A 25,253-nucleotide genomic window follows, 5' to 3' on the forward strand; every position below is an offset into this window, starting at 1 on the left:
GAGAACGCACCTGGCGGCTCCATGCCGCTGTCAGGCGTCCGTTGAAACAAAGGACGATGTGGGAAGGGCCGGATGTGACATGGCTTGGTAAAATGAGCGACGCGAGACGCAACCTGAGATCGACATCGGCGGAGGCGGAACGACTCTAGCGCCGCCCCTGCCCCTACGAGTGAGCTAGCTAGGCTTTTGCCTGGACGGGGAGGCGGAAGGGAGCGCCGAGGCGGTTGAATGCGTTCATCGCCGCGATGGTGATCGTCAGGTCGACGAGGTCCTTCGGCGCGAAGGCGGCGCTTGCGGCGGCATAGGCCTCATCGGAGGCGTGCGTCTCGCTGACCAGGGTGACCTCCTCGGCCCAGGCGAGCGCGGCGCGGTACTGGTCCGAAAAGAGGTGCGGCGCCTCGGCCCAGACCGGAACCAGGACCACCTTCTCGATCGGCATCGTCTTGAGCAGGTCGCGCGTATGGAGGTCGATGCAGTGCGCGCAGCCGTTGATCTGAGACACCCGCAGGAAGATGAGGTGGATCAGCTCATTCGGCAGATCAGTGGCGGTGGTGATGTAATGGTGGATGCCGTAGAGCGCTTTGGCGCCTTGCGGAGCCACTTCGTTCCAGACCAGTCGGTTAATCTCGCTCATGTCTCGTCCTTGTGCTCGGAACGTGAATATCGACGTTCGGAGCAGTGACGAGGGCAACGACCCTCGTGTGACATGCGAGGCGGCACTTTCGCCGACACGGGCGCATCTCGCCGAGGCCAACCACGTGTGCTTTTGCTTACGAAGCGGAGCTAGGCTGGGGCGCCGAACAAGACTGGTCGGCGATTCATCCCAAGCAGACACACGACCGCGCTCGGGTAAAAGTCCTTTTTGTGTCAAGGGCGCGCCGTCGGGTGAGCACTCCTGCCTAGACGCAGCGGCATCAAGTCCGCACCATAACTGGAGCTCGTGTCGCGCTCCAGGATCATTCGCCTTCGCTCCGCACTGCGACGAGTTCGACCTGGTCGCTGACGATGGCCGGTCGGGACCGGGCGATTGCATAGCCGGCGCGGGCTGCCAGAGGAGCAAACCCGTCGAGCCCTCTGGGAATAACCTTCACGGAGCTCTCGGCCACCATGCGGCGGCGATGCTCGTCGCCGCTGGTCACCGAGCCGATCACCGCTCTAGCGCCCCGGCCCGCGGCATGGAGGCTCGTCAGGTTGCGGACGATGGCCTCGTCCGACCCGTACTCGAAGAGGCCGCCTTCCGACGAGGCGACGATCACCGCGCCGCTCGCCGTCGCGGCGGCGACGCAATCGTCGAGGGGGGCCGTGGCGGCCCAGTCGTAGGCAATTCGCTGCATGGAGACGTCCAACCCGTGCAGCGATCGGCCGGGCTGCGCGAGCTCCCTGAGGGCCGCCGCGCCGAAGGCCGGACCCGACTCGTCGGGATCGAGGACGACGATCCGGACCGGGCCCAGCAGCTCGGGCGCGGACCGTGCCAGGAATATGAGGGCGTTCACCGCGTCCATCGCGGGACCGCCGGCGATGTCGACGAGGTGCAGCGGCCGGCCCGGCATTTCGCTCAGCTCCCGCGCCGCGGCATCGGCAATAAGGGCCGCCGTCTGCTGCATGCGCAGGCGCAGGCAGGTGACGTGCGGGGATCGGGCAAAGCTCCGGTCCACTTCGCCGTCGAACGGGGGCAGCAGGTTGGCCTCGCCGAGTTTCATGGCGTAGGTCGTGATGCCGTCCAGGAACGTCGCTCCCGGGTTGAAGACGGCTTGGAGAAAGCGGGATTTCCGTGCCGCCGAGGCGATGATCCAGCGCATGAGGAACCGCGGCGCCCTTGCGTGGCCACGCTCGTTCTCCATGAAGGCTCGGCGCAGCGCCCCGACGCTGGCGTCGTCGTCGGGGACGGCGAAACGGGGATGGGTCACGTCGATCACCGGCAGCGCGAATCCGCTCGCCGCACGGGCGAGCAGCACGCCGTCCCGGGCCAGGGCGTCGGTGCGCTCGCTCATGGGCGCTCCGTCTCGGCCCTGTCGGAGAAAGCCGGCGCGGCCAGCCGGCGGGCGTGGTCGCGCGGGTCGGCCGGCCAATCTTCTGTCAGCTCCGTGAAGCGCGACCGCTCGCCCCGGTAGAGCGCCCGCGATGCGTCCTCATAATGCGGCGCGTTGCCCAGCATCGCCCCCATGAACCGGTCCGCGGCCTCGCGCGCGCGGCGACCCGCCGTCTCTTCGCCATCGACCTTGCGCGCAGCCTCGACCAGCTTCCGCAATGTGACCGAGGCGCCGCCGGGCTGGTTCGCGAGCCACTCCCAGTGGCGCGGCAGGAGCGTGACCTCCCGCGGCACGACGCCGAGCTTCGGGCGACCAGCCCGCCTCGCCGCGACGTCCTCCTCGCCCCCCGCCGATGTCGGCGGCTCCGGCGCAGCTGCGCGGAAGTCGAGATCCACCTGCGCCCCCGTTTCGTCGTCGAAGACCAGGACGGCGCCGTCGGCGCCCTGCGTTCCCGCGTCGCGGAGCAGCCGGACCACCTCGTCCCAGCTTCCCGTCGCGACACGCCTCTCGCCCTTGAAGGCCGTTACCGTCCCGCCGTGCTGCATGGCTCTCCTCCTGTACGGGAGGCTTTTACCCGGACGAAATGGGCCAGTCAATATTATCCGGGTATAATTTAGCAGCCTGAAACCGGAACGGACTGCAAGTGTCCCCTTCTCATAGGGCGGGAAATTCGCGAGCCAGCTGGTCGATGAGCGCGCGGACGGCCGGGGGCAGCCCTCTTCTGGTCGTGAAGACGATGTGCACGATGCCATCCCTGCTCCGCCAGCCGTCGAAGACGCGAACCAGCTTGCCCGAGGCGATGGAGCCGGTGCAGGCATGGTCTGGCAGGAAGGCCACGCCCAGGCTGTCCGCCGCCGCATCGCAAAGAGCGGCATAGTCTGCGCAGGTCATGCGCGGCTCGTGGCGGAGCACATGGGTTCCACCGCCCTCGTGTTCCAGCGCCCAGGTCACCTCGCCGGTGCATCGCTCGTCCCCAGGGTGGGAAAGCCGGCGAGAGCGGTGATGTCGGGCCCGAGGCCGCTCGCGACCTGCGGGCTGGCGACGAGGATCCAGCGGGATCGTCCCAGCGAACGCATGGTCAGCGACGCATCGCTCGTCAGCTCGTGTTGCACGACTTCGCCCTGGATCCCACGGTGCGCAAGCAATGCTCTCGCAAGGTTGAGATGTCCGCAACCCGAGACCAAATCCACCAAGTGAGCTGGCGGGAATGCCGTGCTAACATGCTAGCAAGCTACTAGGCTATACAGGTCAAATGAATACAGTCTTGACGTATGTCTTTCGACAATTGTTGCTGAATTGGTGTCGAGCGTCCTTGCCAAAACGCCTGCCTCGAGCCAAGTTGTACAAGAGATTGCACCAGTTCGTCGCGCCAGTCCCGTCCCGTTCCTAAGCGGCTAAGACAAAGCCGGCACTGAAACCAGTGTGCCGGGGAGCATGGCTTTCTCAAACGCTGTCACGGAGATGAACGGCTTGCCCTTGGCGCGCAGCGCCTCTGCGGCCGGGTATGAAGGCCCATCGTTCAGGTTCACGTTCACTGACGGTCACGACCTCACGATTGGGGGCCCGCTCCTCCAGAGGAAACTGATCTCGCTCAGCCGCAATTCAGCGGAGTTTGCCTAAAGTTCATGGGTGGAGCACGCCCTCAAAACAAAGAACAATCGCGAGGTTGCGTCGGCTTCCGGCAGGCGGCTTGGCTTCCTGCAAGACCTCACGGGGGGTCTTACGGCCGCGGCTGTCGTGCTGCCGAAGGCCATGGCCTACGCGTCCGTGGCGGGCTTGCCGGTTGCGGTGGGCCTTTACACGGCCTTTACGCCGATGGCGATCTACGCACTCCTGGGATCGTCACGCGTGCTCAGCGTGAGTTCGACGACCACGCTCGCCATACTGACAGGCGCGGAACTGGAAGGCTTGGCCATCGATGGCGGATCGGCGAGCCGAGCGGTCGCAACCCTCGTAGCGCTTGTCGGGATCGTCCTGGTGTTGGCCCGGGTTCTCAAGCTCGGCTTCGTGGCAAACTTCATCTCGATTCCTGTCCTGACGGGGTTCAAGGCCGGAATAGGCCTCGTGATCGTGCTGGACCAGGCCCCCAAGCTGCTGGGCCTGCATGTGCCTAAGCAATCCTTCTTCACTGACGCGTTGAGCGTCGTAAGATCTCTGCCGGAAACGTCTGTTTACACCGCATCTGTCGCAGCCGTGAGCCTATGCGCCCTCGTGGCCCTGAAACAGCTGAAACCCGGCGCCCCGGCTCCGCTTTTGAGCGTCGCCGCGGCCATTCTTGCATCCTGGGCGCTCGGGCTCAGCGCGTCGGGAGTCGGTACGGTTGGATTCATCCCGAAGGGATTGCCGTCACTGACACCGCCAGACCTTACTCTGGTTCGAGACCTTTTGCCCGGCGCGTTCGGCATTGCCCTGATGAGCTTCACGGAGACCATAGCGGCCGGGCGAGCTTTCGCCGATCAGGACGACCCTCCGATCAACGCCAACCGCGAATTGATCGCCACCGGCGCGGCGAACCTTGGCGGAGCGCTGCTTGGTGCGATGCCCGCGGGGGGCGGCGCCTCGCAAACGGGGGTGGCCCGCGCTGCAGGCGCCAACTCGCAGCGAGCCTCGCTGGTCACCTCCGCGGCCGCGCTCGCCACAATGCTGGTTCTTGCCCCGCTGCTTGGCTTCCTGCCCCAAGCAACGCTGGCTTCAATCGTAATCCTCTACTCAGTGGTCCTCATTCAGCCCGCGGAGTTCCTGTCGATCTATCGCGTGCGGCGCATGGAATTTCATTGGTCTGTGGTGGCGGCTGTCGGCGTCCTGGTCTTCGGCACTCTGCAAGGGATCGTCGTAGCGATCATTCTGTCCGTGGTGGGTCTCGCGCGGCAGACGGCGCAGCCCCGTGTTTCTGTGATTGGCCGCAAGCACGGGGCCGACGTGCTGCGGCCTGTGTCGCCCGAGCACCCCGACGATGAGACTTTCGAAGGGCTCCTCATCCTACGCCCTGAAGGCCGCCTCTATTTTGGCAACGCCCAAGTCGTCGCCGACCGGATTGCGACCTTCGTGGCGGATCGTCGGCCACGTGTGCTCGTGCTCGACCTGAGCCGGGTTCCGGACCTGGAATACACGGCATTGGAAATGCTGCGCGATGGCCTGCGCCGCGCAGAGAAGGCCGGGGTCGAATTCTGGCTTGTGGGATTGAACCCTGAGGTGCTGGCCGTCGTGCGCAACGCCCAACTTGACAAGGAGCTTGGCCCAGGCCGCCTCCTGTTTAACGCCAGAGCCGCCATCGAACTGTACAACCGTGTAACCGGCCAGATGAACCGGCCTTGACGCCGTTTGAAGGGCTGGGGACGTCAGCGGCTGTTCTTGACGGCACGCGGCGTCGTGACCGTGCGCGGGGTGCTGGACGCCTTTTCGGACGAGCCTGAGGCGATCGTGTCGCGGCTTGTGCTCGATCGAGAAGAACCTTGGCGCGAAGCAGGCAACGCCACCTGGCGAGTTCACACGCAACAATCGGTCGGTGTTCTCCTCCGCGGAACCGGCCTGTCGGGCGGCGATTGAGATAACGCCGAGATTGGAGTGGGAGCGCTGCGGATGAAGCTCACCGTCTTGTTCAGTTGCGGGGCCGCCGCGGTCACGTGGTCACAACCATCTCTGGCCATGCCGTCGTTCTTGCCGGAGAGCCAAGCCTCCGTTCATCGCGTGCGCATGGTGTGCGACGAGTGGGGTCGCTGCTGGGACCAGCCGACCTATCGCACGCAGCGACCTTACGGCTACGGCGACCCTTATGTTCGGGGCGAGGACCGGCGGCCGCCCAGCAAATGGGAGCGGAAAGGATTTTGTCCGCCTGGCCAGGCCAAAAAGGGAAACTGCTGAGCAACATTCGCATGAGAGAAGCAGATTTCTCGCCCGGCGCCAGGGACGCCCGGAGATCCGGGGGTTGCCTTTGTAGAGTCACCGGGTTCGGCCGGGGAGGCAGCCCGCCTGCGTTGACCAGATGCTCACTCGACAGCAGACGATCATCGTCAAGCGTGACGATACGCATCAGGACGTGCGGCTGAGCGAAGATCGCCGGAAGAGAGCCGGGATAAGCTCCCGTTTCATCGCGCCGTATCCCGTCTGGCCGGCATTAATACGCGATGAACAGCCTGGCCATTCCGCATTCAGGTCGCCGATGTAGGGTGCGCCCTTGTTAGGAGGGCCCCATGGCCACGTTCAAAATCGGACTTGTTTCTAGAGATTTCCTCCACGACGACGGGCTCGTTGAATTCGTCGCCGAGGTGGACGGACTGACATTTTATGATGCGTGCCAAAGACACGCTTCCACCAACGCAGCTTTTCGTGAGAGCTTCGATCCGAGCTCGATGACTTGCCGAGGACAAAGGCTCGTCTCGCTGGACCACTATGTCCGGGCGAAATTGACGCCACCGTTATAACCCCTCCTCCGCGCATATCGGCTCCAAGCCGACCGCCTTGCGACGGATCACTTAACGTAAACCGGGTCTGCCGCGAGAGCAGAGGCGCTGACTACATTTTAATGATTTAACGCCAAACCTGCGAACTCCAGCCTCCGGGAATAGGCTCTAGGGTTCCATTTGTTCAATTTCGGAGTCTGGCTTCTTGTGAGCTTTGTCACCGCTGCAGCGGTTGCGGTGGCGGGTGCAAGCTCAGATCGTGCCGGCGAACAGGCCTTCCTGGTGGTGACAACCTACGTCGATGTTGCCGTGGCCGAAACGGTAGCCGCGGGTGGTCTGCCTGTTCGGACGTCCGGCCGATTTACGCTCGTGGTTGCGGCCGACGAACCGGGCTTTTCCGCCCGAATGCGGTCCCGTGGCTACCTGCTGCAGATCGGCGTCGGCGGGCTAATCGGTTGTTTGTCAACTTCTTATCGCAGGAAATAACAATGGCGCCCGTCGACTCACTCACGCCCGTTCGCCTTGCCTACGGCCGCTGGGTCATCGCGACTTTGTGGGTTTGCGCCGCGGCGGTTGCGGTTGTCGCGGCGCTCTCGCCGGGTGCTTCGGTCGGGTATCTGTCCGCGGTGGCCGTGGGGGCTGCGGGCGCTCCAACAATTTTGTGGCGCTCCAATCCGGCGGGCGACGCGACCCGGTACGCATCGGCGATCGGGCTCTCGGCCATAGTCGGGCTGCTGGTCCAGGCCAGCGCCGGCACACACTATCAGGTCGACATGCATATGGCCTTTTTCGCCGCCCTCGCAATCCTTTGCGGCTGGGTGTGCGTGGTCTCGATCGGCCTGTCCGTCGCCTTCGTTGCTGTTCACCATCTCATGCTCAATGTCGTTCTTCCGAGCGCCGTGTTCCCCGACGGGGGCGATTTGAGCCGCGTGCTTCTGCACGCCGTGATCCTCGTCGTAGAAGGGGGCGCGCTTGTTGCGGCTGTTTCCACGATCGCTCGGTGCCTCAAAGAGGCGGATGCGGCGACCGCGCGCGCCGAAGCCGCCTCGCTAGCGCGCGACCAAGCCGAAGTGGAGCGCGCCAGGTTGGCGCAGTTGGCGACGACAACCCAGTCGTCGGTGGAGGAGCAGATCCTCGGCGCCGTGGGCGCGGCGGTTCAGGCTGCCCGAGAGGGCGACTTCACAGTTCGGGCCGACGTCAGTGCGGAACTTGGCAGGTTGCGCCCCTTGGTCGACGGCATGAACGAGATCAACGCAGTGATCGACGGGGCCACGACCGAGTTTGCAGCCGTTCTTGGCCGTGTCGCCGCCGGCGACCTCACGCAATTGATCCAGACGCCCTACATGGGCCGGTTCGCCGACCTGAAGTCGGCCATCAACGACACCGTCGAGCGCCTCTCCGAGACGGTGGCGACCATCCAGGTGACCGCGACGGACGTCGGCAGCGCCGCACGGGAGATCAACTCGGGCGCGGACGACCTGTCGCGGCGCACCGAGGACCAGGCCGCGTCCCTGGAGGAGACCGCCGCCACCACCGAGCAACTGGCCGCTTCCGTGAAGGCGTCCGCAATGTCCTCCCGTCAGGCCGTGGAGCTGGCCGAGGACGCCACCAAGGTGGCCGAGAACGGCGGCAAGATCGTTTCCCAGGCGGTGGACGCGATGGCGCGGATCGAGCTCGCGTCGCAGAAGATCACCGACATCACCAGCGTGATCGACGACATCGCGTTCCAGACGAACCTGCTGGCGCTGAACGCCGCCGTGGAAGCCGCGCGCGCCGGCGAGGCCGGCAAGGGCTTCGCCGTGGTGGCGTCGGAGGTCCGGACGCTGGCGCAACGCTCCAGCGAGGCCGCCAAGGACATCACCGGGCTGATCAACTCCTCGACCCAGGAGGTCGCGCAGGGCGTCAAGCTGGTGCGTTCGGCCGGCGAGGTGCTGGACAAGATCGTGGGCGCGTCGCAGCGCGTCGCCAGCACGGTAGGCGAAATCTCGACGGCCTCGGCCGAGCAGGCCAACGGCATCGACGAAATGAGCCAGGCGGTCGCCCAGATGGACCAGATGACGCAGCAGAACGCCGCGCTGGCTGAGGAGAGCGCCGCCTCGGCGTCGTCGCTGTCGTCCCAGATCGAGCGTCTGAACGAGATCGTGGCGACGTTCCGCACGCGCGCAGAACCGGCCGGGCATGCGGCTCGTCCGGCCGGGACCGAGCCGGCCCGCCTGCGCGAGCTGGCGGCCGAGGCTTTCAAGTCCAAGGCCGCGAAGGCGCCGGCGCGGGGCCGTGACAATACCGCACCACGCCAAGTCACGGGCACAAGAGGCGTCGCGGGCAGTTGGGACGAGTTTTAGTGTGAAACGCTGCCATCAAATCGGGGTTGCGGAGCCCGCACAGGGACAAGCCCGGAGCTCTCGCAGCTTGTATCTGCCTAAGATGAAGGAGCTGGAGGCGGACATCCGGCTCAGCGAAGCTCCGTGGGGGCCCTGTCCATGGCAGGCCCGCGCGTGCTCCTGCACGAGCGCCGTTTGCAACTCGGGTGCTTGGCTGCGCTACGGGCAGGGCTGGCCCCGCTCCCGATTGCGAGTGCAGGCTAGTCGACCCGGTGCTGGTTGACGTGCGAACCACTCACCAGGCGCAAAGCGCCGGCCAGGAGAAAGATTGAAAGTGGAATAACGAGGTTTGGCCAGGACGCGTGGCTTTCGCTTTCTGCGATGTCCGTCACAAAGTCCACCGCAAGATAGACAAGGATGACCTCGATCAGTGACTGCTTGAGCTCGCTGATCTGCTCAATACGCATCCACCGAGGTAAGCGTGACCTCACGTCTTCGGGAACTTGAAAAACAAAGCCGAACGCAATTCCGTACGCGAAGATGACGAGCACAACTCCGAACAGAAACGCGTCTGTTGCACCCATCACGGCGCTGATTGGTTGCTGCGCGGTGTCGCCGGAAACGATGTGCCTGAAGCCGCTAGCGAGCTTTACCAGCGCCTCCCAAAACATCAGCAGTGCTCCGAAAGCCGCCCCTAGGCTGGCCAGAAGCATAACGTAGCGCAATGACAGAACGACTCGGAGCATAGCGGGTCCTTGAGACCGGGCGGATGCTCACACCATGGCAATCGCGCGTGAGAACACTTTACACGGCGCCGACGCGAGGGCCAGCGGACCGAAGTCAGGGCCAGGCCAACGACAACGCAGTGCGTCGCATTGGCCCGCGGCGAAAGCCGGTAGGCGCTCAGCACAGGGCGGCGCTGCCCCTTTCGCGGCAATGCTTGTAGCTCAGGAGCTTCGCAAAGCGCCATGCGAAACAAGCTTTCACTCCAATTGATGCAGCGCAACGCACAACCCGACACAACTCTTATGATTGGATGCGTGGGTTCCTGCGGCGTGGCGCCGCTCGCACCGGTCGTGCGTGAGCAACCGACGCTGGGCCGAAACTGTGCAACCCGTCGCACTGGATGACCTCAGGCCCGCAAGCCCCTCCACCAAGCGAAGGAGAAGCTCCATGCCCAAGTCGCTCGCCATCGCGGTCGCCGCTCTCTCGATGTGGTCGATCACCGACGCCAGAGCTCAGGTGACAGAGGCCGAGGCGCACGCGATCGGGGTGGAGGCCTACACCTATTTCTATCCGCTTCTCTCCATGGAGATCACCCGAAAGCAATTCACGAACGTGGAGCCCGGCAAGGAGTTCGGAAAGGGGCCGATGAACATGTTCGTCAGCGTTCCCGAGTATCCGCCGGGAGATTTCAAGGGCGTCGTACGCTCGAACTTTGACACGCTCTATTCGATCGCCTGGCTAGACTTGAAAAAAGAGCCGATGGTTATCTCGGCTCCTGACACGAAAGGCCGGTACTACCTGCTGCCGATGCTCGACATGTGGACGGACGTCTTCGCCTCCCCCGGGTGGCGGACGACCGGAACGGGTGCGGGAACCTTCCTGGTCGTTCCGCAAGCCTGGCGGCCCGACCTGCGCGACCGCTTCGTCGAGGAGTTCAAGCTTCCTCCGTTCACGCAACGGATCGAGGCTCCGACCCCGTTCGTATGGATCATCGGCCGCACGAAGACGGACGGCCCGGCCGACTATGGCGCCGTTCACGCCATTCAGGCCGGCTACAAGGTCACGCCGCTGTCCGAGTGGGGGAAGCCGCCCAAGGCTCCCGAGGTCAAGATCGATCCTTCGATCGACATGAAAACGCCGCCCAAGATCCAGGTGGATACGATGCCGGTCGGCAAGTACTTCGCCAGCGCGGCGCAGCTCATGATGGATAACCCGCCGCATTCGACCGACCAGCCGATCGTTGCCCGAATGAAGCGCATCGGGATCGAGCCGGGCAAGGCATTCGACATCGACAGCCTCGATCCCGCAATCCGCAAGGGCCTGCAAGGCGTGGCGGAAGACGCTCAGAAGCTGATGGAATGGAAAATTCCCACGATCGCCCGCGTCGCCAACTATTGGTCCATGAATACGGACACCATGGGCGTGTACGGGAACTACTATCTGAAGCGCGCCATCGTCGCGCAGGTCGGCCTCGGCGCCAATCTGCCGGAGGACGCCATCTACCCGTTGAACCTCGGCGACCAGGACGGCCGGCCGCTCGAGGGGACGCAGCGCTACGTGCTCCACTTCGACAATGGCGCCACCCCACCCACAAACGCGTTCTGGTCGATCACGCTGTATGATTCCGATGGCTTCCAGGTCCCCAATGCGCTGAACAGGTTCGCGGTCTCCAGCTGGATGCCGTTCCAATACAACGCCGACGGATCCCTCGACCTGTACATCCAGAACGACAGTCCCGGGGCCGGCCGGCAGGCAAATTGGCTGCCCGCGCCTAAGGGTCCGTTCAACCTGACCATGCGAATCTATGGGCCGAAGTCGGAGGCCCTGACGGGACGCTGGAACCCGCCCGCGATCACCAGGGTCCAGGCTGTTCCGGCGCTCGTGGTGCAGTAGGGGCGCGGATCACGCGCCACGTTCGGGCGTTCCACCCGCCAGCCGAACGTGACTCAGGCTGGTGAGCGGCGCCTCCTCACCCCGGCAACCGATGCGGAGGCGGCGCTCCGGGCGCGGCTGACGCCGCTTCAGTATGGACACGTCGCGTCCTTCAGGCCTCGGCGCGGTGGAGCATGCCGAGCAGATCGCGCGGCTCGTCCGGATCGGCGAGGAGGTCGAGCTCCTCGTGATAATCGCCCCCGCGCAGGCGCGCATGGACGTAGCGGAGCGCGGCAAAGTCCTCGATCGCGAACCCGACGCTGTCGAACAGCGTGATGTCGCCGGCGTTTCGCCGCCCGGGTTCTTCGCCGGCCACGATGCGCCAGAGCTCCCGGACCGGGTAGTCCGGCGGCAGCTGCTGAATCTCGCCCTCGATGCGCGTCTGCGGCGGGTACTCCACAATGATATCGGACCGCCGGAGGATGTCTGCGTGGAGTTCGGTCTTGCCCGGGCAGTCTCCGCCGACCGCGTTGATGTGCACGCCGGGCCCGACAAGGTTGTCGGTCAGGATGGTGGCGCACTGCTTGTCGGCCGTCACCGTGGTGATGATCCCCGCGCCCTCCACGGCGGCCTCGACGCTGTGGAGGATCGTCGCCGCGATTCCGTGCCGGGCCAGGTTCGTGGCGCATTTGGCGCTCGCGGCCGGGTCGATGTCGTAGAGCCTGAAGCGTTCGACGCCGAGCACGGCCCGAAAGGCCAGCGCCTGGAACTCCGATTGCGCGCCGTTGCCGATGATCGCCATGGTGTCGACGCTCGCCGCCGCGAGATGCCGGGCCGCGAGGGCCGAGGTCGCAGCCGTACGCAATGCCGTCAGGATGGTCATTTCGGTGAGCAGGATGGGATAGCCGGTCGCGACGTCGGCCAGCATCCCGAACGCCGTGACGGTCTGCAGCCCGCCGCGGCCGTTCTTCGGGTGGCCATTGACGTATTTGAACCCGTAGGTCGCGCCGTCGCTGGTAGGCATGAGTTCGATCACGCCGTCGAGGCTGTGGGACGCGACCCGCGGCGTCTTGTCGAACAGTGGCCAGCGGCGAAATTCCGTCGCAATGGCGTCGGTGAGCTCGGCGAGCATGCGCTCGACCCCGATGGCGTTCACCAGCCGCATCATGTTGTGCACGCTCACGAACGGAACCACGTTCGTCTTGAGCCGGGGAAGATCGTGCGATGCCAGCATGGGGAACCTCTCGTGGGCGCGCGTCAGAAGCTCTTTGTAGGGCGGTCCAGCACGGTGCGGCCCATCAGGCTCGCGACAAGATCGACCAGCAGCAGCGCCGTCCGGCCGCGCTCATCCACGAAGGGATTGAGCTCGACGAGGTCGAGGCTGGCGACCAGGCCGGTGTCGTGCAGCATCTCCATCACGAGATGCGCCTCGCGGAACGTGGCGCCGCCCGGCACCGTCGTCCCTACGCCCGGCGCGATCCCGGGATCCAGGAAATCGACGTCGAGGCTCACATGCAGCAGGCCGTTGGCGGCCCGGACCTTGTCGAGGAAGTCCGCCAGCAGGGTCGCGATGCCGTTCTCGTCGATGGCCCGCATGTCATGGACCGTGACCTTGCTGTCGCGCAGCGCCTGCCGCTCGGCGGGATCGACGCTGCGCAGGCCGATCATGCACACGTTCTCGGGCTTCAGCGGCGCCGGATTCGGCGGAAGGAAGCCCTCGAACCCGGGGCGCCCCACCGCGTAGGCCATCGGCACGCCGTGGAGGTTGCCGCTGCGGGTGCTGTCCAGCGTGTGGAAGTCGGGATGGCTATCGAGCCAGAGCACGAAGAGCTCGCGCCCCTCCTCGGTGGCGCGGCGGCTCAGGCCCGTCATCGTGCCGGCCGAGAGGCTGTGATCGCCGCCGAGAAAGATCGGCATGCCTTCGCGGCTGGCCGCATGGGCGGCGTCGGCCAGCGCCTTTGTCCAGGCCGCGATTTCGCCGAGATGGCGGATGGCCGGATTGGCGTGCTCCAACACGGGCGCGGACGGGATCGTGAGGTTGCCGCGATCCTCGACGCGATATCCGAGATCCTCCAGCGCCGGGCCGAGGCCAGCGGCGCGAAATGCGCTCGGGCCCATGTCGCACCCCAGCCGGCCGGCGCCGACCTGGACGGGCGCGCCGATCAGCAAACAGGTGCGTGTGGGGAGTGTGGGCGTCTGCATGGCGTTCATCAGGATCCTCGCGGCTTTCCAAGGTACCCCAACGCGCCGGCGGATCGAACGGACCATATTGGCAGATCGAGAAGCCTCATCTATCATTCTGAATAGCCGAACAATGCAGATCGAGAACCCGTGGACGCTACCGACCAACGCCTCGTCTCGATCCTGCGTCATGACGGCCGCCGCAGCATCTCGGACATGGCGACCGAGCTCGGCCTGTCGCGCGCCACCGTGCGCTCGCGCATCGAGCGTCTCGAGCAGACTGGCGTCATCATCGGCTACACGGTGGTGCTGCGGGCCGACACGGTGGCTCAGCCCGTGCGCGGGCTGGCAATGATCGAGGTCGAGGGCCGTATGCTCGACAAGGTCGTGGACGCGCTCGGCGGCTTTCCGGAGATCGGCGCCGTCCACACCACCAACGGTCGCTGGGACATCGTGGTGGAGCTCTCGGCCGAAAGCCTGACGGACCTCGACGCGGTGCTGCGGCGCCTGCGCCTCGTGCCCGGCATCACGGCCTCGGAAACGACCCTGCTGCTGGCCACGCCCCGCAGCACCCGCGCCAGGCTTTAAGCGTTTTCGCGTTCAACGTGCGTGACGGTAGGCTACAGCCCGGAAAGCCACTAAGCTTGTGCGGCAAGAACGTGCAATCGTTGCGACACGAAGGCGATCACAATGCAGAATTCTGGAATCCGCAAACCTGGCTGCCTGCTCGGCGCCGCGGCGTTCGCCATGCTCATGGCCGGTTCCGCGCTGGCGGCCACTCCCAAGGACACGCTTGTCGTGGTCTGGGCGTTCGACGACACGATCACGATGGATCCCGCGGAATCCTTCGAGATCTCGGCCGGCGAGTTCATGGGCAATTCCTATGACCGGCTGCTGCGCTACGACGTCAACGATCCCTCCAAGCTCCTGCCCGACCTCGCGAAGTCCTGGACCGTATCGCCGGACGGCAAGACCTTCACGTTCGAGCTGCGCGAAGGGGCCAAGTTCGCGTCCGGCAACCCGGTCACGTCCGAGGACGTCGCCTTCTCGCTGCAGCGCGCCGTGACCCTCGACAAGACGCCCGCGTTCATCCTCACCCAGTTCGGACTCACCAAGGACAACGTGAAGGACAAGGTGAAGGCCACGGGCCCGCTCACCGTCACGCTGGAGACCGACAAGTCCTACGCGCCGAGCTTCGTCCTTAACTGCATGACCGCCAACGTGGCCGCCATCCTGGACAAGAAGCTCGTGATGTCGAAGGAGCAGAACGGCGACCTCGGCTATGCGTGGCTGAAGACGAATTACGCCGGCTCCGGCCCACTGAAGATCCGCGAATGGCGCGCCAACGAAATCCTCGCGATGGAGCGCAACGACAACTACTACGGCGAGAAGTCCAAGCTGGCGCGCGTGATCTACCGTCACGTGAAGGAAGCGGCCACGCAGCGCCTGTTGCTTGAGAAGGGCGACGCCGACATCGCCCGCAACCTGACGCCGCAGGATCTCGACGCCCTGAAGGCCAACAAGGACATCAAGGAGACCGGCACCCCGAAGGGCACGGTCTACTACATCAGCCTCAACCAGAAGAACCCGAACCTCGCCAAGCCCGAGGTCCGCGAAGCCATGAAGTGGCTGGTCGACTATGACGCCATCGGCGACACGCTGATCAAGAACATCGGCATCGTTCACCAGAACTTCCTGCCGGTCGGGCTGCTCGGCGCCTCCACCGAGAAACCCTTCAAGCTCGACGTCGACAAGGCCAAGGGCCTGCTCGCCAAGGCGGGCCTGCCGAACGGCTTCAAGGTCACGATGGATGTGCGCACCGTCCAGCCGGTGCAGGGCATCGCCGAGGCCGTCCAGCAGACGGCCAAGCGCGCCGGCATCGACATCGAGATCATCCCGGGCGACGGCAAGCAGACGCTGACCAAGTACCGCGCCCGCACGCACGACATGTATATCGGCCAGTGGGGCGCGGATTACTGGGACCCCCACACCAACGCGGACACCTTCGCGCGCAACCCCGACAACTCCGACGACGCCAAGTCCAAGCCGCTGGCCTGGCGCAACGCCTGGGCCATCCCGGAGCTGACCAAGAAGGCCGACGCCGCCGCCCTGGAGCGCGACACCGAGAAGCGCAAGGGGATGTACACGGAGATGCAGGCCGAGTTCCGGCAGACCAGCCCCTTCGTGTTGATCTACCAGATGAACGAAGTGGCGGCCTACCGGGCCAATGTCGAGAACCTGAAGATCGGCCCGACCTCGGACGCCACCTACATGTTCAAGGTGACGAAGCAGTAAGGCGTCATGACGATCGCTGAACAAACACGGGGAGGCGGGCGCCGCAGCGCCCGCCTTCTGCGCGGCGCCGATACGGTCGGGCGCTTTCTTCTCGTGATATTTCTCACCTATCTCGGCCTGTTGGCCGTGACCTTCTTTATCGGCCGCGTCATCCCGATCGACCCCGTGCTGGCCGTCGTGGGAGACCGCGCGCCCGAGCACGTCATCCAGCGCGTGCGCGAGGAGATGGGCCTCAACAAGCCCTTGTGGGAGCAGTTCTTCATCTACTGCCGCAAGGTGCTGCAGGGCGACTTCGGCACCTCCGTGCTGACCTCCAATCCGGTGATGCAGGACATCCGCCGCGCCTTTCCGGCGACCATCGAGCTCGCCACGCTCGGCACCATCATGGGGGCCGGCCTCGGCGTCCCGCTCGGCGTCTGGGCCGCCGTTCGCCGCGGCGGCGTCGCCGACCAGCTCGTGCGTGTGATGGGGCTGATCGGCTACTCGGTGCCGATCTTCTGGCTCGGCCTCATGGGTCTGCTGGTCTTCTACGCCCGGCTTGGCTGGGTGGGCGGTCCCGGCCGCATCGACGTCGCTTACGAATATTCGCTCACGCCCGTCACCGGCTTCATGCTGCTCGACACCGCCATTGCGGGCGAGTGGGAAGCCTTCGGCAACGCCTTCTCGCACCTCATCCTGCCGGCGTCGCTGCTCGGCTATTTCTCGCTCGCCTATATCAGCCGGATGACGCGCTCGTTCATGCTCAACGAGCTGAACCAGGAATACGTGATCGCGGCCCGCGCCAAGGGGCTCACAGAAACCCGCATCATCTGGCGCCACGCCCTGCGCAACGCGATGGTGCCGCTCGTCACCGTGATCGCGCTTTCCTATGCGGGGCTGCTGGAAGGCTCGGTGCTCACCGAAACCGTCTTCGCATGGCCGGGGCTTGGCCTCTACATCACCAACTCGCTGCAGAACGCCGACATGAACGCCGTGCTGGGCGGCACCATCGTGGTCGGCTCCATTTTCATCGGCCTCAACCTGCTGTCGGACATCCTCTACCGGCTGCTCGATCCCAGAACCAAAACACGATGAGGACGAAAACACGATGAGCGCCGTGAACGCCCCGTCGCCCGGAGGCTGGCGCGAATGGCTGATGTCGGATCGGCCGCAGTCGCGCCGGCAGGCCGCGCTCGGCCGCGCCTATGGCGGCTGGCGCACCTTCTCGCGCAACCGCCTCGCCATGCTGGGGCTCGCGATCGTGATCGCGCTCTTGCTGGTGGCGCTGTTCGCCAACCAGTTGGCCCCCTACTCCCCCTATATCGGCGACCTGCGGACCACCCGGCTGCTGCCGCCCTCGGCCGCCCACTGGTTCGGGACGGACGACCAGGGCCGCGATATCCTTTCGCGCATCATCCACGGATCGCGGATCACGCTCTTCGTCGTCGTGCTGGTCGCCATCCTGGCCGCGCCGATCGGCCTCGTGGTCGGCACGGTCGCGGGATACTCCGGCGGCCTGATCGATGCGGCGCTGATGCGCATCACCGACATCTTCCTGGCCTTCCCGCGCCTGATCCTCGCCCTGGCCTTCGTCGCCGCGCTGGGGCCCGGGATCGAGAACGCCGTGATCGCCATCGCGATCACGTCCTGGCCGCCCTACGCCCGCATCGCCCGCGCCGAGACGCTGACCATCCGGCAGGCCGACTACATTGCGGCCGTGCAGTTGATGGGCGCTTCGCCCTGGCGGATCGTGCTGCGCCACATCATGCCGCTGTGCGTCTCCTCCGTGATCGTGCGCGTGACGCTCGACATGGCGGGCATCATCCTCACCGCCGCGGGGCTCGGCTTCCTGGGTCTCGGGGCGCAGCCGCCGACGCCCGAATGGGGCGCGATGATCGCCAATGGCCGCCTCTACGTGCTGGACCAGTGGTGGGTCGCCGCCGCGCCGGGCGCGGCCATCTTCTTGGTCAGCCTCGCCTTCAACCTGCTCGGCGACGGCCTGCGCGACGCCCTCGACCCCAAGGGTGTGAAATGAACGGGCCTTCAGTGGCGGACATGCTCGTGGTCGACGACCTGCGCGTCGCCTTTCCCAACCGCGAAGGCGGCATGACCGAGGCCGTGCGCGGCGTCTCGTTCAGGCTGGGCCGCGAGCGGCTCGGCATCGTGGGCGAATCCGGCTCCGGCAAGTCGCAGACCGGCCGCGCCATCCTGGGTCTCACCGCCCCGGAAGGACGCGTCACCGCGAACCGGATGGAGTTCGACGGCATCGACCTGCTGCACAGCTCCGCCAGGCAGCGGCGCGCGCTCCGTGGCGGTCGAATCGCAATGGTGCTGCAGGATCCGAAATTCTCGTTGAACCCGGTCATGAGCATCGGCGACCAGATCGTCGAGACGCTGGACGCCCATGCGCGCGTGTCGCGCCGCGAAGCGCGCGATCGGGCGCTCGAAACGTTGCGACAAGTTCAGATCGACAACCCCGAGCGGGTTTTCGACCTCTATCCGCATGAGGTGTCCGGCGGCATGGGCCAGCGCGCCATGATCGCCATGATGCTGATCGCGGACCCCGACCTGCTGATCGCCGATGAGCCCACCTCGGCGCTTGACGTCACCGTGCAGCTGCAGCTCCTCGCCATCCTCGACCGGCTCGTGACCGACCGCGGCATGGGGCTGGTCTTCATCTCGCATGACCTGCGGCTTGTCTCAACGTTCTGCGACCGCATCCTGGTGATGTATGCCGGCAAGGTCGTCGAGGAGCTCTCGGCCGGCGGCCTGCAGGACGCCCAGCATCCCTACACGCGCGGCCTGGTGAACTGCCTGCCGCGTCTGGGTGAGCACCGCCATCCGCTGCCGACGCTCGACCGCCGCCCGGAGTGGGCGCTGTGACGGCCCGTCCCGTGGCGGCGGGTCTCGCCATCGACAACCTGAGCGTCGTCTATGACGAGTTCACGGCCGTGGACAACGTCTCGATCCGCGTCGAGCCAGGCCAGAGCTTCGGCATCGTGGGCGAATCCGGTTCCGGCAAATCAACGATCCTGCGCGCCGTCTGCGGGCTTGCGCCCCGCACCGCCGGGGCGGTCTCGCTGGTCGCTCCGCCGGGCGATCGAACCGGCGCGCTTCCTGCCCCGGGCTCGCGCGAGTTCCGCCGCCGCGTCCAGATGGTGTTCCAGGATCCCTACGGATCGCTCCACCCGCGCCAGACGATCGACCGCACCTTGGCGGAGCCGCTCGCCATCCATCGGATGGGCGACGCCGAAACGCGCATCGAGCGCGCGCTCGACGAGGTCGGCCTGGGCAAGGGGTTCCGTTTTCGATACCCGCACCAGCTCTCGGGCGGACAGCGCCAGCGTGTCGCAATCGCGCGCGCGCTGATCCTGGAGCCTCAGATCCTGCTGCTGGACGAACCGACTTCGGCGCTCGACGCCTCCGTGCAGGCGGAAGTGCTGAACCTGCTGGAGGAGATGCGCCGCCGGCACGGGCTGACCTTCGTGCTGGTCAGCCACGACCTCGCGGTCGTCACCCACATGTGCGAGCGCCTGATGGTGATGCAGCGCGGCCGCCGCGTGGAGGAGCTCTCCGCCGACGATCTCGCGCTGTCGCGCGTCTCGGACCCCTACACGCAGCGCCTGATGGTGGCTTCAAGGGGCTTTCGACGAGGCGGCCCCGAGGCGGCTTGAGCGTGTCCTCGCCGCCCCGGCCCGCAGCAACGGCGAGACAGCGTCTCGCCGCCGTGGTCGGGATCAGCGGACCGACGAGAATGCGGTCGGCTGGAGGAAGCTGTTCGCCACATTGGCCAGGATGGGGCCGTCCGCCTCCGAGGCGGTCCGCGCCGCGATCCACTCCGGGTCGCTCATGAACGCCGCCCATTTGCGTTCGCGATCGGCGAGGGACTCCCAGGCGACCAGGTAGACGAGTTCGTTGTTGGACGGACCGACCGCGTAGGTCCAGAAGCCGGCCTGCTGGATCCCGTGTCGCTCCCAGAGCCTCAACGTGTGATCCTCGAAGCGGCGCAGGAGAGCAGGCAGCCGCCCGGGAAGGCAGCGGTAGTTTCGCATTTCGTAGATCATGGGCCTCTCGGATGCGCTGGATGCGGTGGCCGCACAACCTACGCGCAATCGCAACGCGGCGTCGATGGCGTCGCGGTCTTGCCTGGGCGGCTCGGCCGCAACGGACGAGCGGCTCACCTCCGTGTCGCTTCGGCCGGCCAGATCTTCAGGTGCGCGCCAACGCGACCCTCCGGGCCAGCAGAAGTTGCTTGAGCTTATCCTGGAGGTGGCGCTCCGGGCCGGTCTGCACCCAGATGCTGATGGCCAGGATCGTCGACGTCGTGATGATCAGGGTAGCGACCGAATTATAACCGTGCGCTACGAGTGCGCTCCCGACCACACCCCCCACCGTGTAGTGGTTGAGATACAACGTATAGCTGAGCAGTCCGAGGCTCGTGACCGTGCCGGCCCAGGGCCCCACCAGGGACGCGATCTCGGCCCGGCGGCGGATGCAGACCACAAGAGCCGCGATGGCCAGGAGCCAGATGCCTGCCTTGATGACGCTCGACGCTGCCGCCAGTTCGATCGACGGGGCGCTAAGGTGTTGGAAGAGCACGATCTGAAAGGCGCCCACCGCCGTGAGCGCGATCGCGCATGTCCGCTTGCTACGGTCGGAGTTCCCGTGGCTCAAGTCGTGGATCAGCATGCCAAGCGCAAAGAAGACGCCGTGGCGCACCAGCGAGATCTTCCAGTAGTACCGGATCGCGCTGCTCGCAGCCTCCTGCTGGAGGCCGTGCAGGTCGAGGTAAAAGACGGCCGCAACCGCGAGCGTGAAGACAGCGCTAGAAATTCCGAGCCACGCTGCGAGCATTAAGCGTCCCCTCGCGCCGAGAGGGATCAAGAACGCAATCACGCAATAGAAAACAATTTCGACCGCCAGCGACCAGAGAACGCCGTCTATCCAGGGGCCAACGGGCAAGAGCGTCAGCGAGCGAAGGAGGGCCGGGATGTGGGACGCGGCATTCCCACTGGCCAGACACAACGCGCCAAAAGCGATGAAGCTGCTCACGAGAACCGCCGGATAGATCCGGATGAACCGCTTGAGCAAAAACTGACCAGGCCTGGAATTCGCGGCGCTGAACGGGATCACAAAGCCTGAGATAACAAAGAATATCTCGACACCGATGTCGCCAATATGCATGAAACCTTTGAGCGCCGGAAAGATAAGCGCGCCTTGATTGTCCGGAAACTCACCAAAGTGGTTCAGTACGACGAGAGCGCAGGCCAGAATTCGGATAAGATCGATGCCATGGTATACACGCGTACTCAAACGAACACCTTGACCAAGAGCAAACGCCACCCGCCAGAACGTTAGACGTGACAGGTAAACGATGTAAGTCCCGACAGTGGCCATAAGGTGCAAGTATCGAAACGGAGTCAACGGAACGAAAAGGAGTACGATCCAACGCGCCCACTCCCGTCGGAGGAGCCCTCGCAGTTGGCGGAGTTCGTGATCGAGAGGCGCGGCCGAGGTGGAAAGCGCCCGCTTGGGTAGATAATTGTTAAGTGTTTGTTTGCCATCCGTTGACCATGCTGCGTGCGGCTTCGCCTGATGGTCGGCGTGGAGAATAGCGGCAAACCTGATGCTCAGCATAATGCCGATGAGTGACGTCGCCCAGCGCGAGCGCGTTCGCGCTGTCGCCAGGCTGGCCGACGAATGGCGCCTGCTCGGCCGCCACGACCCGCGTCGCCGCGAGGTGGAAGCCGGTCTCACGCGCGTTCTCGACGACCCGTCGCCGTCGGTCCGTCTCGCTCTGGCGTGCGAACTCGCCGCGGACCCAACCGCGCCCCATCACCTCGTGATGGCGCTCTGCTACGACAAGCCCGCCATCGCGGCCGAGATCGCCGCCTCCACGCCGGTGCTGATCGATTCCGAACTCGTTGACCTCGTGGCCCTGTCGCCCGCCGCCGTGCAATGCGCCGTCGCGCTGCGTCCGTGTCCCAGCGCCGCCCTGTCCGCCGCCATAGCGGCCGTGGGCGAGCGGGAGGCCTGCCTGACCCTGCTCGCCAACCGCGACGCCGCCATGGTGAAATCCGTTTTCGCCACCCTCCTCTCCCGCTTCGGCGCCGACAGGTCGATGCTGGACGCTATCTTCGTGCGGCCGGACGCGCCCGTGACCGTGCGGCACGAGATTGTGGAGCGCGCGTTGGCGGCCCGGCGGGCGCCCGCATCCGGCGGCCGCGCCCGGGAGGTTGAGGTCGAGCGCCTGCGCGCCGAGCAGGACCACGCCACGATCGCGCTCGCGTCCGAGTGCCCGGCCCGCGACGCGCCCGACCTCGTCGCGCACCTGATCTCGCGCGGGCGCCTCACAACCGCGCTGCTCGTGCGCGCGGCCGCGAGCGGCGCATTCGCGCTCATCGAGCACAGCCTCGCGAACCTGGCCGCGGTCTCGGTCGACCGCGTGCGCGCCATCATGGGCGAGCCTGGCGGGCCCGCCTTCCGCGCCCTATGCGCGCGCGCGGGCCTGCCCGAGCGCGCGCTCCAGGCCCTGTGCGTCACCGCGGAGGTGCGCCGCGAGGCGGGCCCGGACGAGGCGGGCGCGGCCATCACGCGCGCGCTCGACCGCTACGAGACGCGCGCCGGCGACCAGCTGGACGACGTGCTCGCGCTCATGCGCCGGGTCTCGTCCGAGATGAGCGGGCGCTCGGCGCGCGAGCCGGCGCGTCGCGCCCGGCCGGAACCCCGCGTCCGCTCAAACTACTTAGGCGCCCAGCACGGATTCCGCAGTCGGCCGCCGGATGGCAAGGTGTCGGCATAACCGAATAGTCCGGTGAGCAAAGCAGGAGATCGACATGGCAGACGCAATTTCCGGTACGGGCGGCACGGGCTCTTCAACGGCTGCTGGCGGCGCGACCGCTGACTTCTCCAGCCTGTCGCAGTCCTTCGACACCGCCATCGCGAACGCCACCAAGCTTCGCGAGATCGAGACCGAGAAGCAGAACGCGCTGAATATCGCGAAGTCCAAGCCGCAGACCTGAGCACGGAGCCACGCAGCCCATGAGCCTGGTCGACCTGTTGCAGACGAGGCGCGCCGCCCTGGAGGGCGGCGTGTCCCTGCAGGTGACGGCAGGGTCCCATGCGGGCGCCCTGGCGGCGCTCCGTACCGGTGTGGCGATCATTGGCTCGGGGCTCGACAACGACATCGTTCTGATCGGCGACGGGCTCCAGGAGCGGCATTTCGCGATCGAGGTCACCAACGAATGGCTCGGAAGCGTGCGCGTCGAGCCGCTCGACGCCGCGATCCGGGTGAATGGCCGGTTGATCGACATCGGCCGCGACCTCGTCGCCAAAACCCCGCTCACGATCGAGGCAGGACGCGCCTCCATCGAGTTGAAGCCCAAGTTCGAGCTCGAGACGTTCCGGCGCCCCGCGCTGGCGCTGGTCGGCTTGGCCGCTCTCCTTTTGGTGGGCTGGCCGCTTGTCAACGGCCTCGCGTCAACGTCCGCGGCCATGTTCCGGCCAGCCGAGCCACAGCCCTTCCTGGCAGCGCTGCCGACCGATCCCGCCGCGCACATCGCCGCCCTTCAGGACCGAATCCGCAAGGCGGACCTCGGCGGGACGGTGACGGCGGAAGCCGGCCCGGCCGGCGCAGTCGTGGCGACCGGCGAAGTCGACGAAGCGGGCCTCGCGCGCTGGCGCAGCGTTCTGCAGTGGAACGACAGCGTCCCGGGGGCGCCGCTGCTGCTCAACAATGTCGGCAAGGTCTCGGACGTGCTCGGCGCCAACATCCGCAGCGCCTGGCTGGACGGCGAACCCGAGCTGATCCTCACCAACGGCCAAACGGTGCGCATCGGCGGCACGCTGGCGAGCGGCTGGCGCGTCAGCCAGATCGACGGCTCCGGGATCGTCCTCACCAAGGACAAGCTCAGCCGCAAGATCGAGTTCTGACCGGTTCGGCCGGCTGACCCCGGCTCGAAAGCTATTTCGCGTGCGGAGGCGCGACCTTTTCCTCGCCGTAGCGGATGACCCGGATCACGCCGTCATTGTTGCCGCGCCCGAGCGTCTCCACCACGGCGACGATTCGCGAGACGTAGCTTGCCGGCGCGCGAACGATCACGGCGTCGGCGTCCTTTACCATGCGCAGTGGATAGCGGCCGGGATCAAGGTCGCTGGTCTTCAACGCCTCGTTGAGGTCCTCGAGCCTCACGGACCGGAGGCTGATCACCCGGGTGGTGAGCTCGCTGCGCGGCGTGACCCGAAGGGAATCGCCTTCCAGATACCACTCGATGTCGAAGCGCCCGTTCAGCTCGCTCATCAGCATGGGGAAATCGAGCGGCAACTTGACCTTGCTGAGCCGCCCCCGCACCGCGCCGTCGATTTCCGCCCGCAGGCCGACATGGCGGCAATAGTCGGCCAGAAACGAGCGCAAGTCCTGTTCGAACACGAATACGAAGCCGCTCTCAGGCGTAGCCTGCATCCTGGCGGCGGCCACCGCCGCGGGAGGCGGAGCGCTAGGGCGCGTGGACAGGGGGAGAATGGCGCCAGTCGGGTCGGCGTTCAGCACGGCCCCGGCCTGCGCGAGGCTGCCCCGCAGCGGCTCAGCGGCGTCCGCCGCACTGGACCACGTCCCCAACGCCACGAGCGCGGCCAGGAGGCCGCGCGTCGCCTCGAGCGTTGGAGTTGGTGTGGACATGCGCAATCTGGGGTTCCGTGTGGGATAGCGCTCAAGAACAGGAGTGATCGTCGTCAACCATCGTCACATCATCATGGTTAACGTCGCGTCAACCATCGGCATGTTCGCCGGAGAAGTCCGCTCTGGCGACAGCCGCCGGGCGATCTCGAGCAGGTCCTTGAAGCGCGTCGCATTGGTCTTCTTGCGGATGTTGAGGCGGTGCGTCTCCACGGTGCGGACACTGAGATCGAGCCGGCGCGCGATGTCCTTGTTGCTGAAGCCCGACCCGATCTGGCGCAGGATCTCGAGCTCGCGGGTGGTGAGGCCATACATGTTCACCTGCCCGCCGCCCTTTTTCTGGCTGCGGTTCATCAGGCTGAGAACCAGCGCGTTGGAGAAATACGCGCCCCCGCTCGACACGGCCCGGATCGCGGTCGTGAACTCGGACGCCGCCGTGTTGCGGGCCAGAATGCCGTTGGCGCCGGCTTGCACGAATTCCTGCACGTCGAAGGTTTCGTTAGCGTTGAGGCTGACGAGGATGCGCAGGTCGGGGTTCTGGGCCCGCAGCCTCACGATCGTCTCGTAGCCATCGAGGCGAGGCAGCGCCGAGTCGAGCACCACCACGTCGGCCGCGTGGCTGGCGGTGGCCAGCACGGCCGCGTATCCGTCGCCGGCTTCGGCCACGACCTTGAAATCCGCGACCTTGTCGAGCGTGGCCTTGAGGCCCTCGCGCATCATCGGGTGAGCGTCGGCGATCACGATGCGAATGGCGTTGGACATGAGAATGCTCCTC

26 protein-coding genes are annotated in these 25,253 nt (G+C 66.0%); 15 read left to right on the top strand and 11 right to left on the bottom strand.

Annotation, left to right across the window (positions count from 1 at the left end):
• Positions 1-178: 178 nt before the first annotated feature.
• From IEV99_RS21495 to IEV99_RS23835, 4 genes are all read right to left on the bottom strand, one after another.
• Positions 179-634, bottom strand: coding sequence for a carboxymuconolactone decarboxylase family protein (locus tag IEV99_RS21495; RefSeq protein WP_188519901.1), 456 nt, complete (start codon positions 632-634; stop codon positions 179-181).
• A 322-nt stretch (positions 635-956) separates the two neighbouring features.
• On the bottom strand, positions 957-1,991 hold the full coding sequence (locus IEV99_RS21500; RefSeq protein WP_188519902.1) for a hypothetical protein: 1,035 nt from the start codon (positions 1,989-1,991) through the stop codon (positions 957-959).
• Positions 1,988-2,575 carry a DUF2239 family protein gene (locus IEV99_RS21505; protein WP_188519903.1) on the bottom strand — a complete coding sequence of 196 codons (588 nt, stop codon included), beginning with the start codon at positions 2,573-2,575 and terminating at the stop codon, positions 1,988-1,990. Before IEV99_RS21505 ends, IEV99_RS21500 begins: the two co-directional genes overlap by 4 nt.
• Before the next feature lie 109 nt (positions 2,576-2,684).
• Positions 2,685-2,981: a LysR substrate-binding domain-containing protein gene (locus tag IEV99_RS23835; RefSeq protein ID WP_371875818.1), complete on the bottom strand. Its 297-nt coding sequence runs from the start codon at positions 2,979-2,981 to the stop codon at positions 2,685-2,687.
• 747 nt (positions 2,982-3,728) lie between these two features.
• Between IEV99_RS23835 and IEV99_RS21515 the strand changes: the two genes are divergently transcribed.
• The 5 genes from IEV99_RS21515 to IEV99_RS21535 all read left to right on the top strand — a co-directional run bounded on the left by IEV99_RS21515 (position 3,729) and on the right by IEV99_RS21535 (position 8,772).
• Positions 3,729-5,345, top strand: coding sequence for a SulP family inorganic anion transporter (locus tag IEV99_RS21515; RefSeq protein ID WP_280514690.1), 1,617 nt, complete (start codon positions 3,729-3,731; stop codon positions 5,343-5,345).
• Positions 5,346-5,381: 36 nt separating this feature from the next.
• Positions 5,382-5,576, top strand: coding sequence for a hypothetical protein (locus tag IEV99_RS21520; protein WP_194483085.1), 195 nt, complete (start codon positions 5,382-5,384; stop codon positions 5,574-5,576).
• Positions 5,577-6,220: 644 nt separating this feature from the next.
• Complete coding sequence (locus tag IEV99_RS21525; protein ID WP_188519905.1) at positions 6,221-6,451, top strand: hypothetical protein; 231 nt, start codon at positions 6,221-6,223, stop codon at positions 6,449-6,451.
• 186 nt (positions 6,452-6,637) lie between these two features.
• Positions 6,638-6,916: a hypothetical protein gene (locus IEV99_RS21530; protein ID WP_188519906.1), complete on the top strand. Its 279-nt coding sequence runs from the start codon at positions 6,638-6,640 to the stop codon at positions 6,914-6,916.
• A 2-nt stretch (positions 6,917-6,918) separates the two neighbouring features.
• A complete protein-coding gene (locus IEV99_RS21535; RefSeq protein ID WP_188519907.1) occupies positions 6,919-8,772 on the top strand; it encodes a methyl-accepting chemotaxis protein in 1,854 nt (617 codons plus the stop codon).
• A 239-nt stretch (positions 8,773-9,011) separates the two neighbouring features.
• Here the strand turns inward: IEV99_RS21535 and IEV99_RS21540 are convergent, their stop codons facing one another.
• Entirely contained in the window at positions 9,012-9,497 is a 486-nt protein-coding gene (locus IEV99_RS21540; RefSeq protein WP_280514686.1) for a YqhA family protein, read from the bottom strand.
• A 466-nt stretch (positions 9,498-9,963) separates the two neighbouring features.
• Between IEV99_RS21540 and IEV99_RS21545 the strand changes: the two genes are divergently transcribed.
• A complete protein-coding gene (locus IEV99_RS21545; RefSeq protein ID WP_244644036.1) occupies positions 9,964-11,370 on the top strand; it encodes a DUF1254 domain-containing protein in 1,407 nt (468 codons plus the stop codon).
• A 151-nt stretch (positions 11,371-11,521) separates the two neighbouring features.
• Here IEV99_RS21545 and ocd read toward each other — a convergent pair whose 3' ends face one another.
• Positions 11,522-12,583, bottom strand: coding sequence for an ornithine cyclodeaminase (gene ocd, locus IEV99_RS21550; RefSeq protein WP_188519910.1), 1,062 nt, complete (start codon positions 12,581-12,583; stop codon positions 11,522-11,524).
• 23 nt (positions 12,584-12,606) lie between these two features.
• The gene (gene rocF / locus IEV99_RS21555; RefSeq protein WP_244644010.1) at positions 12,607-13,560 is read right to left on the bottom strand and encodes an arginase; all 954 of its coding nucleotides are present in this window, start codon (positions 13,558-13,560) and stop codon (positions 12,607-12,609) included.
• 120 nt (positions 13,561-13,680) lie between these two features.
• Between rocF and IEV99_RS21560 the strand changes: the two genes are divergently transcribed.
• The 6 genes from IEV99_RS21560 to IEV99_RS21585 all read left to right on the top strand — a co-directional run bounded on the left by IEV99_RS21560 (position 13,681) and on the right by IEV99_RS21585 (position 19,478).
• Positions 13,681-14,118 carry an Lrp/AsnC family transcriptional regulator gene (locus tag IEV99_RS21560; RefSeq protein WP_188519911.1) on the top strand — a complete coding sequence of 146 codons (438 nt, stop codon included), beginning with the start codon at positions 13,681-13,683 and terminating at the stop codon, positions 14,116-14,118.
• Positions 14,119-14,220: 102 nt separating this feature from the next.
• The gene (locus IEV99_RS21565; protein ID WP_188519912.1) at positions 14,221-15,825 is read left to right on the top strand and encodes an ABC transporter substrate-binding protein; all 1,605 of its coding nucleotides are present in this window, start codon (positions 14,221-14,223) and stop codon (positions 15,823-15,825) included.
• Positions 15,826-15,831: 6 nt separating this feature from the next.
• Positions 15,832-16,899 carry an ABC transporter permease gene (locus IEV99_RS21570; protein WP_188519913.1) on the top strand — a complete coding sequence of 356 codons (1,068 nt, stop codon included), beginning with the start codon at positions 15,832-15,834 and terminating at the stop codon, positions 16,897-16,899.
• Positions 16,900-16,912: 13 nt separating this feature from the next.
• Positions 16,913-17,839, top strand: coding sequence for a nickel transporter permease (gene nikC / locus IEV99_RS21575; RefSeq protein ID WP_188519914.1), 927 nt, complete (start codon positions 16,913-16,915; stop codon positions 17,837-17,839).
• Entirely contained in the window at positions 17,836-18,687 is an 852-nt protein-coding gene (locus IEV99_RS21580; RefSeq protein ID WP_188519915.1) for an ABC transporter ATP-binding protein, read from the top strand. Before nikC ends, IEV99_RS21580 begins: the two co-directional genes overlap by 4 nt.
• 11 nt (positions 18,688-18,698) lie before the next feature.
• Positions 18,699-19,478 (top strand): ABC transporter ATP-binding protein, encoded by a 780-nt coding sequence (locus IEV99_RS21585; protein ID WP_188520290.1) that lies wholly within the window; start codon positions 18,699-18,701, stop codon positions 19,476-19,478.
• Positions 19,479-19,541: 63 nt separating this feature from the next.
• Here the strand turns inward: IEV99_RS21585 and IEV99_RS21590 are convergent, their stop codons facing one another.
• Both IEV99_RS21590 and IEV99_RS21595 read right to left on the bottom strand, forming a co-directional pair.
• On the bottom strand, positions 19,542-19,868 hold the full coding sequence (locus tag IEV99_RS21590; protein WP_188519916.1) for an NIPSNAP family protein: 327 nt from the start codon (positions 19,866-19,868) through the stop codon (positions 19,542-19,544).
• Between the two features lie 145 nt (positions 19,869-20,013).
• The gene (locus IEV99_RS21595; RefSeq protein WP_188519917.1) at positions 20,014-21,201 is read right to left on the bottom strand and encodes an acyltransferase family protein; all 1,188 of its coding nucleotides are present in this window, start codon (positions 21,199-21,201) and stop codon (positions 20,014-20,016) included.
• Between the two features lie 247 nt (positions 21,202-21,448).
• On the opposite strand from IEV99_RS21595, the gene IEV99_RS21600 reads away from it, so the two are divergent.
• The 3 genes from IEV99_RS21600 to IEV99_RS21610 are packed head-to-tail and all read left to right on the top strand — an operon-like array spanning position 21,449 to position 23,736.
• Entirely contained in the window at positions 21,449-22,606 is a 1,158-nt protein-coding gene (locus IEV99_RS21600) for a DUF2336 domain-containing protein (RefSeq protein ID WP_188519918.1), read from the top strand.
• A 34-nt stretch (positions 22,607-22,640) separates the two neighbouring features.
• Entirely contained in the window at positions 22,641-22,826 is a 186-nt protein-coding gene (locus IEV99_RS21605) for a hypothetical protein (RefSeq protein WP_188519919.1), read from the top strand.
• Between the two features lie 19 nt (positions 22,827-22,845).
• Positions 22,846-23,736 (top strand): SctD/MshK family protein, encoded by an 891-nt coding sequence (locus IEV99_RS21610; protein ID WP_188519920.1) that lies wholly within the window; start codon positions 22,846-22,848, stop codon positions 23,734-23,736.
• Between the two features lie 31 nt (positions 23,737-23,767).
• Here IEV99_RS21610 and IEV99_RS21615 read toward each other — a convergent pair whose 3' ends face one another.
• Both IEV99_RS21615 and IEV99_RS21620 read right to left on the bottom strand, forming a co-directional pair.
• Entirely contained in the window at positions 23,768-24,481 is a 714-nt protein-coding gene (locus IEV99_RS21615) for a hypothetical protein (RefSeq protein WP_188519921.1), read from the bottom strand.
• 63 nt (positions 24,482-24,544) lie between these two features.
• Positions 24,545-25,240: a response regulator gene (locus tag IEV99_RS21620; RefSeq protein ID WP_188519922.1), complete on the bottom strand. Its 696-nt coding sequence runs from the start codon at positions 25,238-25,240 to the stop codon at positions 24,545-24,547.
• Positions 25,241-25,253 lie beyond the last annotated feature (13 nt).

It is taken from the genome of Alsobacter metallidurans (assembly GCF_014636935.1).
Lineage (GTDB): Bacteria > Pseudomonadota > Alphaproteobacteria > Rhizobiales > Beijerinckiaceae > Alsobacter > Alsobacter metallidurans.